General features: G+C 45.5%; 9 protein-coding genes. 6 read left to right on the top strand and 3 right to left on the bottom strand.

Going from position 1 to position 10,497, the window contains the following annotated elements:
* Positions 1–1,170 precede the first annotated feature (1,170 nt).
* From QUA38_RS10460 to QUA38_RS10450, 3 genes are all read right to left on the bottom strand, one after another.
* Positions 1,171–3,189, bottom strand: a complete 2,019-nt coding sequence (locus QUA38_RS10460; protein WP_333161482.1) for a DICT sensory domain-containing protein — start codon at positions 3,187–3,189, stop codon at positions 1,171–1,173.
* Between the two features lie 678 nt (positions 3,190–3,867).
* Positions 3,868–4,179 (bottom strand): DUF2973 domain-containing protein, encoded by a 312-nt coding sequence (locus QUA38_RS10455; protein WP_333068140.1) that lies wholly within the window; start codon positions 4,177–4,179, stop codon positions 3,868–3,870.
* Between the two features lie 158 nt (positions 4,180–4,337).
* Positions 4,338–4,667, bottom strand: a complete 330-nt coding sequence (locus QUA38_RS10450; RefSeq protein WP_333161480.1) for a DUF2605 domain-containing protein — start codon at positions 4,665–4,667, stop codon at positions 4,338–4,340.
* Positions 4,668–5,077: 410 nt separating this feature from the next.
* Between QUA38_RS10450 and thrS the strand changes: the two genes are divergently transcribed.
* The 6 genes from thrS to QUA38_RS10420 all read left to right on the top strand — a co-directional run bounded on the left by thrS (position 5,078) and on the right by QUA38_RS10420 (position 10,417).
* Positions 5,078–6,907, top strand: coding sequence for a threonine--tRNA ligase (gene thrS, locus QUA38_RS10445; protein WP_333161478.1), 1,830 nt, complete (start codon positions 5,078–5,080; stop codon positions 6,905–6,907).
* 117 nt (positions 6,908–7,024) lie between these two features.
* Positions 7,025–7,813 (top strand): DUF4058 family protein, encoded by a 789-nt coding sequence (locus QUA38_RS10440; protein ID WP_333161476.1) that lies wholly within the window; start codon positions 7,025–7,027, stop codon positions 7,811–7,813.
* 202 nt (positions 7,814–8,015) lie between these two features.
* Entirely contained in the window at positions 8,016–8,234 is a 219-nt protein-coding gene (locus tag QUA38_RS10435; RefSeq protein ID WP_333161474.1) for a DUF3285 domain-containing protein, read from the top strand.
* Positions 8,235–8,440: 206 nt separating this feature from the next.
* On the top strand, positions 8,441–8,977 hold the full coding sequence (ybeY, locus tag QUA38_RS10430; RefSeq protein WP_333161472.1) for an rRNA maturation RNase YbeY: 537 nt from the start codon (positions 8,441–8,443) through the stop codon (positions 8,975–8,977).
* A gap of 161 nt (positions 8,978–9,138) precedes the next feature.
* Positions 9,139–9,651: a diacylglycerol kinase family protein gene (locus QUA38_RS10425; protein ID WP_333161469.1), complete on the top strand. Its 513-nt coding sequence runs from the start codon at positions 9,139–9,141 to the stop codon at positions 9,649–9,651.
* A gap of 178 nt (positions 9,652–9,829) precedes the next feature.
* A complete protein-coding gene (locus QUA38_RS10420) occupies positions 9,830–10,417 on the top strand; it encodes an aminodeoxychorismate/anthranilate synthase component II (protein ID WP_333161467.1) in 588 nt (195 codons plus the stop codon).
* Positions 10,418–10,497: the final 80 nt, after the last annotated feature.

Here is a 10,497-nt window from a genome sequence, read left to right as displayed (position 1 = left end):
CTAATTGTAGTTGTGGCTTTTTGGCCATAGGTTGAGTAGATTTCATCTGGGTTGTAGGTGACATAATCGATTTTCCTCCCCTCTAGGTTTGAGTATTCTTCTGGAAAAAAAGTTTTTCCGGGCGAAACATTTCCATTTTCAACTTTTCACGAATCAACACTGACGTCGGCAGTGCCTCAACAGATTCGAGCGACTTTTACCATCTCACGACTTGTGGACAAAAGACTTATACCATTTTAGATTTTAGATTTTAGATTTTAGATTCGGCATGACTGATTACAATCGGGGTTTGCAGCTTACCTACTGTTAGATTCTTTTTTAAAACTGATATTAATTTTCGACAGCCTCCCTAGGTATTCTGTCGCCAAACCGGCTTTAAGACGGCAAGCGCATCCTGAATCTGCTTTGATACTTTTGATTTTAAAGCTGAAGACCGCGTGGTCACATCACCTTTAAGGCTGATCTCACAGGGTGAGGATTGAGGGTGAGAAAGGGTGTAGCAGCCGAGGCTGGTTTTGTGGAAATTTTTCTGTGCTATCGTGTCTCGGTCAATCAATTAACTCGATCGATACTTGCGCTATCTGACACTCACAAACCAGGTTTTTTAACTTTGTCCCAGGGCTTTAAGCAAGTATTTTTGTTACCTGAAAAAACCGGAAATAATACACACAATTTTGATTCGCATTGCTGACAGCCGACTGGAAATACCGGAATCATATCAATCCCCGCAGCATCGGGATTGTATAATCCAGTCAACGGCCAACAATCACGGATGGGGCAACCGAAATCGATCTAATTCATCTGCCTTAATCTGTGTTTATCTGCCCTTATCTGCGGTTCAGAAAAAGAGAATGTATTAACCGCAGATGACAAAGAATTGACGCAGATTTACGCAAAAGTCGAGAAGAAAGATAGAAATAATTCCGCTGCTAACAGATTTGATATCAGTCACCCCAAAATTGTTTACGGAATTTTTTATAACTAAAGCAGAAGGCAAAGGTACGGGATTGGGACTGTCTATTGGCTATCAGATAGTAACTCAAAAACATTGGGGAACTTGGAAATGTTTGTCATCGCTAGAAGGTGGAATAGAGTTGGCGAGCGGTATTCCAATGTAGGATAGACGGAGGGGTAGTTTGCAGTCATTAGTAATTAATCATTAGTGATTAGTCATGAGTTAACACTTGTCAATTGATTCTCAACAGTGGGAATAGTAAAGTGAAATTCACTTCCTCGGTCTTTCCCTGCGGAATCTACCCAAATTTTACCGCCCCAGCCAGCAACAATCTGCTTGCAAATTGCCAATCCCAAACCGGTACCGCCGGCGCTGCGGCGCAAAGCTCCTTCTTCTTGATAAAATCGATCGAACACTACTTTTAAACTATTAGCCTCTATTCCCCTCCCAGTATCAGCTACGAGCACTTCCACCATCCGAGAACCGTTGCATTTGGCTCGCACTGTCACGCTTCCTTGAGGTGTGGTGAATTTGCAAGCGTTGTCTAACAGTTTGGAGAGTACCTCCACCAACCACTCTCCGTCAGCTTGTACTAAAGGCAAATCTGCGGACACCTCGGCGATAATTTCCGGTAACTGTTGATCGACCGTGCGCGATCGCACGCTGCTGAGGGCTAAATCAACGCATTCTTGCAGCGTCAGCGATTCTACATTCCATTGGACTCGCCCGCTTTCTAAGTGAGAAAGAGTTAAGAAATCCTGCACCAGTTTCCGCATTCGATCGGCATCGCCGAGGGCTGTTTCTAACATGATTTGCCGCAATTCTGCGGGCATATCTGGTTCGGAGTTCAAACTTTCCAAACAAACTTGAATCGTAGAAAGCGGAGTGCGGAGTTCGTGTCCGGTGATAGCAATTAGATTGCTGCGAGTGCGGTCTAATGCTTCTAATTGTTGGTTGAGTTCTTCTAAATGAGCGTAGGTTTCTGCTTGAATTAAGGCGGCTCCGAGTTGGGTGGCGATCGCCTCTACTAAAGCAATTTCGTCTTCTTCCCAAGGCAACACCGATCGGCACTGGTGCATTTCCACCATTCCCAAAACCCGCCCCTGATAAAGCACTGGCACCATTAACCAAGAGACAATTTGCCAATTTTTTACAGTTTTTTCCAGGAATTGCGTATTGACAATCAGCGGGTGTTGTGCGGTGTCTTGGATGTAAACTCGCTCTTGCCGCGCCACCGCGTCGCTCCATATTTGATTTTCCTGCAACAGCCAAGTCTGATCCAGCATGGAACTAGCGCCCGGACGCAAAAACTCGCTATCTATTTTGACCGCCACATCTGTGGCCTTGCACCGATAAATCAAACACCGGCTTGCCGACAGGGCAGTGCCCAGTTCTTGCACTGCGACTTCGACGATTTCTTGTGGGTTGAGAGACTGCCGCATTGCCGTGGTAATTAAGTTTACCAGGCGTTCTTTGCGTTCCTGAGCGGCGATGGCGCTGTATGCTTTGAGCAATTTGTGCTGGCCTGCTTGCAAGTAGGTGACTAAGCGTTCGGCAAAAGCGTCGCTCAATTGCGGATTGGGAATTCTTGAGCTTTTTCCCGTACTTATGTCTGGTTTAGTGGCTTTGGAAGTGGCGGATTTCCTCGTTTTTTTCGGTGTTTTGACTAGCTTGTAAGTAGTTCGGGCCCGATCGATCTTTTCGGCCAATTCCGGGCGATATTTGACAATTCTATCGAGCAACAATGCGGCAGCTTTGGAGCTTACCTCGCGATCGAACGTCCAAATTCCTTCAAATCTACGAGCTTGATCCATCAACAGCGCCCCGCGATCTTCCTGGTTGTCGATCTGCACAATTTTTTCTTGACAAATCAGGCAAGTTGAGTAGTTTTGCCCCAGCACCACTAAGTGCCACTCTTTACTTAATCCGTCTTCCGGTGCAAACGCGACAGTTTCGTGACACTCTGAAGCATTTTTAAAGTCAGTTTCCGGTGCTGCCAGCACGTATACCTGAGACGAGCGTGAGGCAATTCGCCGATAGCGGTGAGCTTCCTGGCGGTAGAAGCGCTCTCGCTGAAAGCTGGCAATGACTAGCGGTTCGTCGTCGGAACCCGCCAAAACTAAGTCTTCCATCGCGTGAGACAAGGCTGTCATGGAAGATTTGAAATAAATTTGTGCCCGCAGTTGGGGCAAAGCTTGCAGAAGTTCTGCTAGTAGCGAAATAGGGACGATCATCTAGCCTTAAACGTGCATTTTTGCCGATGACAACACAGGATCGATAGGAGGTTTAGAGCGATCCCTTTTCAGTATCTGATACATTTATGCGGCATAACACGACTGTTTAAGTCATATCATGCTAGCAATAGCACTTAGACGAATCTAAGCAGAGGTATCCCTCCAAGACCTTGAGTTCATCCCAAAGTCACCTGTTTTTACCTCTAGGTTTTGACGCTAACTCATCTATTCAGGCTTTGATTCGGGCGTTAGCGCTCTCACCATTCAGACTTGTTAGGCACCGCTTGCTGATCTCTTGCATTATACTATTCTTGAGCTATTTGATATCAGTGCCATCAGTATCGGTTTTTGGCGAACCGATTTTTGGCGATCGATCTGGCTAATCGGCAATTAAACTTTCAAAAACCACAAATAATTGGCCATTAGCTAAAAACTAACGGCCAATTATTTTGAGGACTTATATCCAATCTGGTTAGATTCGGAATGATACCGAGAGTGCGAGCATCCTAGCGAGATCTTAAGCTCGCACTGAAACTCGGAAAATGATTATTCCGATGCCAGCGGAAACGATTTTCACCAAAAATCTATGAAGAAAAAGAGTTTCGGACACTTAGGGTGTAAGTCCTATATTTTTTTGAGGCATCGCGCCTGAGTATAAATGCTGTGGCTGTGGTTGTATCAGGCTAGTTCGCCCCCTTCGTCGTTGCCGCCCGGAGATGATTTGTAGAGAGCATCTAATTGTTCGCGGGCGTCTTGCACAGTCAGCGAACGCATCACTAACAGCGGCTCATTGACAACGTTTCCGTGTTCGTCTAAAAGTTCTGGATGCGGTACAGATTGAGAGCGAGGATAGGATGCGTAGTGATTATTTGCCCTGAATTGTTGAGGGCGCTGGGACTCCATACCTACGGTGACTAGACTGCGGATTAAGTTACCGACTGCCAGAAAGGCTAGAACGGTAAAAGCTAAAATATAAAGCAGGTGCAACATTATTTTCTCCTCCGGGCTAAACAGCCACACAGCAATTTACAAATGTGTTTCAGCAAGTAATAACTTATTAACTGGAAATCGGTTTGAGGTTGTCAAGTGGGTGGCCACATTTCCCAAGGTTTGGGATTTGACTGCGGGTTGAACTTGAACAGGCCTTTTTATTTTCCAGGGGGAGCTGACTGCAATGAGCGAAAACGCGCCGATACTTGCCAGCATTCGGCGAGCAGTCTGTGCCACGGCATTAGTGCTGCGGTTTCAATCCCAACTTGACCTCCGGTTGCTTGAAATAGAGCTTGAGCTGCGCCTACTTCTTGCTGAGCCTGTTTGACTCGCGCCACCAAGTCAGATTGATCTTCGCCACTCAGAAAGGGAATTTCCTCAGTTTCTAAGAGGTTTGCCGATCGGTCGAACCAGTAATTAAAATCCTCTAACAGCGGTTCCAGTAACGCTTTGAGCAATTCTGATTCGGGCAAGTTGGAATTAAGCATGGATCAAAATTGGGTTATTTATTTATTATAATCTTAGACGGTCTTTACAATCTGTAACATATTTTTAACAAAAATTCAATGATTTAACAACAATTAGCAGGTGGGTGTGAATAAATTTAATTGTGTCAGCAGCGATTTTTGAGTCGAAATCCCCAAATCCTGCCCAATTAGTTTGCGAGCTCACGGGTAGTTAGAAAATGGGTTTTTTCAGGCAAGACGGGTTAAAGCCCACCCAAATAGTAAAAAACCAGGTTTCTGAGAGTCGGAGTGCGGGACGCACTAAACGTCGCAACTCTGACGGGCCGTTGCTGTAATTTCCCGGAGTGTCCCCCAACCTGAAGTCGGCGCTTGCTGTCCCAATCTGAGTAAGATAGAAGCAACTGCAACTAAATTAATTGCTAATTCAGCCGATGTCTAGCTCAGAATCCATGTCCGCTCCAGAAGAGTCCGTTAAAATTGAGTTGCCCCGCACGAGTGAGTCCGAGGCACTAAAAAAAATTCGCCACACCACCTCCCACGTTATGGCGATGGCGGTGCAGAAGTTATTTCCCAAGGCGCAAGTGACGATCGGCCCTTGGATTGAAAACGGTTTCTATTATGACTTTGATACTCCCGAACCTTTTACGGAACAGGATTTAAAAGCCATTAAAAAAGAGATGATCAAAATCATCAACCGTAAATTGCCTGTAATTCGGGAAGAAGTCAGCCGCGAGGAAGCGGAACGCAGAATTAAGGAGATTAACGAACCTTACAAATTAGAAATTTTAGAAGGTTTGATTGAACCGATTACTCTTTACCATGTGGGCGAGGAATGGTGGGATTTGTGCGCTGGGCCTCACTTAGAAAATACCAGTGAGTTGAATCCAAAGGCGATCGAGCTAGAAAGCCTAGCAGGCGCGTACTGGCGCGGCGACGAAACCAAAGCTCAGTTACAGCGCATTTACGGCACAGCTTGGGAAACTCCCGAACAATTAGCAGCATACAAACATCGCAAAGAAGAAGCTTTAAGGCGCGATCACCGGAAATTAGGCAAAGAATTAGGCTTGTTTATCTTTGCCGACCCAGTTGGGCCAGGTTTGCCTTTGTGGACGCCGAAAGGCACTGTTTTGAGAAGTATTTTAGAAGATTACTTGAAACAAGAACAAATCAAGCGCGGTTATTTGCAAGTAGTGACTCCGCACATTGCCAGAGTCGATTTGTTCAAAATTTCCGGCCACTGGCAGAAATACAAAGAAGATATGTTTCCGCTGATGGCGGAGGATGAGGAAGCGGCAGCAAACGAACAGGGTTTTGTGATGAAACCCATGAATTGCCCTTTTCACATTCAAATTTACAAAAGCGAATTGCGTTCCTATCGCGAATTGCCGATGCGCTTAGCGGAATTTGGCACAGTTTACCGCTACGAACAATCGGGAGAATTGGGCGGTTTAACGCGGGTGCGCGGCTTTACGGTGGATGATTCCCACTTATTTGTCACGCCGGAACAGTTGGATGCTGAATTCTTGAATGTGGTGGATTTGATTCTGTCAGTATTCAAGAGTCTGCAACTGAAAAACTTTAAAGCGCGTTTGAGTTTCCGCGATCCAAACAATTTAGAGAAATACATCGGTTCCGATGAAGCTTGGGAAAAGGCTCAAGGTGCAATCCGCCGCGCAGTGGAAACTTTGGGAATGAATTATTTTGAGGGAATTGGGGAGGCGGCTTTTTACGGGCCAAAACTCGATTTCATTTTCCAAGATGTCTTGGATAGAGAATGGCAATTAGGAACTGTTCAGGTAGATTATAATTTGCCTGAACGTTTTGATTTGGAATACGTCGCTGAAGACGGTACTCGCAAGCGTCCGGTGATGATTCACCGCGCTCCTTTCGGTTCTTTGGAACGCTTAATCGGGATTTTGATCGAGCAGTATGCGGGCGATTTTCCGCTGTGGTTGGCGCCGATTCAGGTGCGGTTGTTGCCTGTAAGTGCCGAGTTTTTGCCGTTTGCGAAGGAAGTGGCGGCGAAGATGAAAATGCTCGGAATGCGCGCTGAAGCTGATGAGAATAGCGAGCGTTTGGGCAAGTTGATTCGCAATGCTGAGAAGGATAAAATTCCGGTGATGGGTGTTGTGGGTGCGAAGGAAGTTGAGGCGAATAGTTTGAATATTCGGACTCGGGCTTCTGGAGAGTTGGGGGCGATTTCGGTTGATAAAGTGATTGGGAGGTTGCAGGAGGCTATTAGTAGTTACGGCGATTTTTAGGGAATTTAAATCGCAGATGCACGCGGATTAACGCAGATGATATTTAGAAATTGTCTGCGTTTTTTTAATTGATCGGCTAAAATCATATAATTAGGTAAATTAACAGGAGTTAAATTAATGAGTAATCCGTTTACCGGGATGAATCCTTATTTAGAAAATCCTGAATTATGGCCTCAAGTACATCACTTGCTAATTACTATGATTTTTGAATCATTAGTGCCGCAGTTGCTGCCAAAATATATCGTCGATATTGAAAAAAGAGTTTATGAGCTTAGCGGGGAAAATTCCCTATTAGTGGGCATTCCTGATGTGACTGTGCAGCGTTCTCCCAGTCCAACCAACCCAAATTCTTCTAATGTTGCAGTTGCCGCACTGCCTGTGACAGCTTTGAAAGTAAGACTGCCAGTACCTGTGGAATTTAGGGAAGCATATTTAGAGGTACGAGATACAGCAACTAGGGAAGTTGTGACAGTGATTGAAGTGCTGTCACCAGCCAATAAGCGCCCTGGCAAAGGGCGAGAAATGTATGAAGCAAAGCGAGAAAAGGTGTTTGGTAGTCGCACTCATATGATAGAGATTGACTTGCTGCGAAGTTACCAACCCATGTTAGTTTTTGATAACGATATTGAGGCAAGTTATAGAATTTTAGTGAGTCGCGGAAATCAAAGGCCTTTGGCGGATTTGTACCTTTTCAATTTACCGGATATGATTCCTCAGTTTACCTTGCCTTTGCGCGCGAGTGATGCGGAACCAATTGTAGATTTACAAGCGTTATTAAATGGGGTTTACGATCGCGCCGCCTATGACTTTAGAATAGATTACACTGCCGCACCCGTACCTGCGCTTTCAGAATCAGATGCTGCTTGGGCGGATGCTTTGTTGCGAGAAAGAGGGTTAAAGGGATAAGGAAAGTAGATTCTTCCCTGGTGTGGGGCGGGTTTATGATAATTTTTGGTGGTTTTTGATGTCGGCGAACCGGCCCCTACAGAGATATAGGGTGGCGAGGCTCAAAAAACTAAAAACACCTACACAAAACGTTACATATTTGTTACCATCGGGGCGAGTCAGTTCTCGGCAGCTCCTCTGTTAACCTTCTAAACTAACCGTTATGAGTCAACCTCCCTCAGCAATTCCCGCCTCCGAAGAGTCCGCCGAAACCCAGACAGCGCCGGCAAACACTGCACCTCCACCGAGTTATGTCAAGCTGGCGATGCGGAACATGGTTCGCAAGCGGGCGACTTCTCTGTTTCATTTTGCCTTGACAGCCGCAGGACTTTTAGGCGTACTCGTCGGTTTGGCTTTTCTCGATCGCTATTTCAATTCTTAATCGGGGATGTCAACAATCAGCCTCTAATTTCTGCTGATGTTTTTGATATTTCTTAATCGAGAGTTAAGCTGATTGTTCTGCCTGCCTGTTGCAATCTCTAACAGATTACTGTATCTTTCCAGCAACAGCAAAATCCCCTGCCGTTCGATCGCGCAATTGGAATTTGTAAAGAAATTGAATATATGCCTTGACAGGAGAGCAAAAAAATGTTAATAGAGGTGAACGTCGAAGACTGTTACGGGATCGCCCAGCAGTCAGCCGACGCTTCCAACCTCCCTGAGAGTACACCCAGCGGGGAGATTTCAGCCGAAACCTGGGAAAATTGGTTTAGTGTTTGGCTGGAAAACCAGGCGGCGGATGTGCCAGCGGCCCCGGGATACGAAGTCAGTCTGCGTTTAACCGCCGATACGGAGATGCAAGCCCTCAACCTCCAGTACCGCCAGCTCGATCGCTCGACCGATGTACTAGCTTTCGCAGCTTTAGAGGTAGACTGTCCTCAGCTAGAGGAAATGCAGTCATCGGAACCCCTATACTTGGGTGATATCGTCATCTCGATCGATACAGCTAACCGACAAGCCCAGCAGCAAGGACATCCCCTGAAGACCGAACTCTCTTGGCTAGCAGCCCATGGTTTTTTGCATCTTTTGGGCTGGGATCACCCGGATGAAGAAAGTCTGACTCAAATGCTCGATCAACAGGAAACATTGCTGCGGGCGATCGGTCTTACGATCCAAACAGCATAACTGAAGTTGATGGTTATTTAACAAATCATGTCAAGCCCAACATAACTTTCTGAAATTAAACCAGAACTTTAGTAAAAACTTAGAAAAGTTACTTAGACTTGATGAAGTTAATTTGAAAAGTTTAGCTTTCATTCATCTCTGTAAATTAAAGTTGGTTCTTTATGACACTAGATAGACCCTCAATTTCATCACAAGTCGCACAGTTTCTGCCCATGCCTCAAGACTCTTCTAGCCAGACAGTCCACGAGCCTAAAAAAGCCTTGAAATACAACCGAGAGCTGTCCTGGAAAATCGCATCTAGCTTAGCTACGAGTTTTAGATACGCTTGGGGGGGTCTGAGTTATGCTTTTCAAACTCAGCGCAATTTTCGGATTCACACAGTTATTGGCACTTTGGCGATCGGACTAGGGCTATTTTTGCACCTGAAACCTGTAGAAATATCTGTGATCGGCGTCACCATTGGCATAGTTTTAGCCATGGAACTGTTGAATACGGCGATCGAATCGGTGGTAGACTTGACAGTCGGGCAATCCTACCACGAACTAGCCAAAATTGCCAAAGACTGCGGTGCCGGAGCGGTTCTGGTATCGGCAATGGCTGCGCTCATCGTCGGTACTGCACTTCTGCTGCCTCCTTTTTGGGCAGTCGTTCAAATTGCCATCGCCCGTCAGTAACTTATTGGGCGATGGCAAATTTTAGGTTTTAGATGACCAATTTGAGATTTTTAGTTTTATTCGTCTATATTGCAGCTATTTTTATCTTCGGCATCTATCTAAAATCTTGAAACCCTTGCTTTCAGGGAGCGAGTTAACCTAAAATCTAAAATCTAAAACCTAAAATCTAACTTAACCCGTGATTATAGTCATCGATAACTACGACAGTTTTACATACAATTTGGTACAGTATCTAGGAGAACTAGGTGCTGATTTGCCCGTAGCAAGGGAAGTACAAGTCTACCGCAACGACCAAATTTCCTTAGCAGAAATTCGTCAATTGCAGCCTGCCGCAGTGGTGATTTCTCCAGGTCCAGGGCGACCAGAAGATGCAGGAATTTCTCTGGAATTAATCAAAGAATTGGGGCCGACTCTGCCAATTTTAGGAGTGTGCCTCGGCCATCAAAGTATCGGTCAAGTATTCGGCGGGAAAATTGTTTCTGCACCCGTTTTGATGCACGGCAAAACTTCTCAGGTAGAACACGCAGGAGTCGGAGTTTTTCAGGGCGTGGAATCGCCGATGATTGCAACTCGCTATCACAGTTTAGTAATTGAAAAGCAGACTTGTCCAGAAGTTTTGGAAATTACCGCTTGGGTTGAAGACGGAACTATTATGGGCGTGCGGCATCGGGAATATCCGCACATTGAAGGTGTACAATTTCACCCGGAAAGTATTTTGACGACTGCGGGAAAGCAATTATTGCGAAATTTCTTAGAAAGACTTTAGTTGAATTTCTCTGAATTTGTAGGGTTCGCTCTTCTAGAACCTTACGGTGACAGTAGGGTAAACATTTTCGCATCTCAGGC

This window comes from Microcoleus sp. Pol12B4 (assembly GCF_036701385.1).
Classification (GTDB): domain Bacteria; phylum Cyanobacteriota; class Cyanobacteriia; order Cyanobacteriales; family Microcoleaceae; genus Microcoleus.
Note: the sequence above shows the minus strand (reverse complement) of the source record. Positions and strands in the feature narration are given on the sequence as shown.

Bases quoted from the DNA above. Each gene is read 5' to 3' on its own strand.
- thrS (WP_333161478.1), top strand. From the start codon at position 5,078: ATGTCTAGCTCAGAATCCATGTCCGCTCCAGAAGAGTCCGTTAAAATT.
- QUA38_RS10455 (WP_333068140.1), bottom strand. From the start codon at position 4,179: ATGTTGCACCTGCTTTATATTTTAGCTTTTACCGTTCTAGCCTTTCTG.
- QUA38_RS10440 (WP_333161476.1), top strand. From the start codon at position 7,025: ATGAGTAATCCGTTTACCGGGATGAATCCTTATTTAGAAAATCCTGAA.
- QUA38_RS10435 (WP_333161474.1), top strand. From the start codon at position 8,016: ATGAGTCAACCTCCCTCAGCAATTCCCGCCTCCGAAGAGTCCGCCGAA.
- QUA38_RS10460 (WP_333161482.1), bottom strand. From the start codon at position 3,189: ATGATCGTCCCTATTTCGCTACTAGCAGAACTTCTGCAAGCTTTGCCC.
- QUA38_RS10450 (WP_333161480.1), bottom strand. From the start codon at position 4,667: ATGCTTAATTCCAACTTGCCCGAATCAGAATTGCTCAAAGCGTTACTG.
- ybeY (WP_333161472.1), top strand. From the start codon at position 8,441: ATGTTAATAGAGGTGAACGTCGAAGACTGTTACGGGATCGCCCAGCAG.
- QUA38_RS10425 (WP_333161469.1), top strand. From the start codon at position 9,139: ATGACACTAGATAGACCCTCAATTTCATCACAAGTCGCACAGTTTCTG.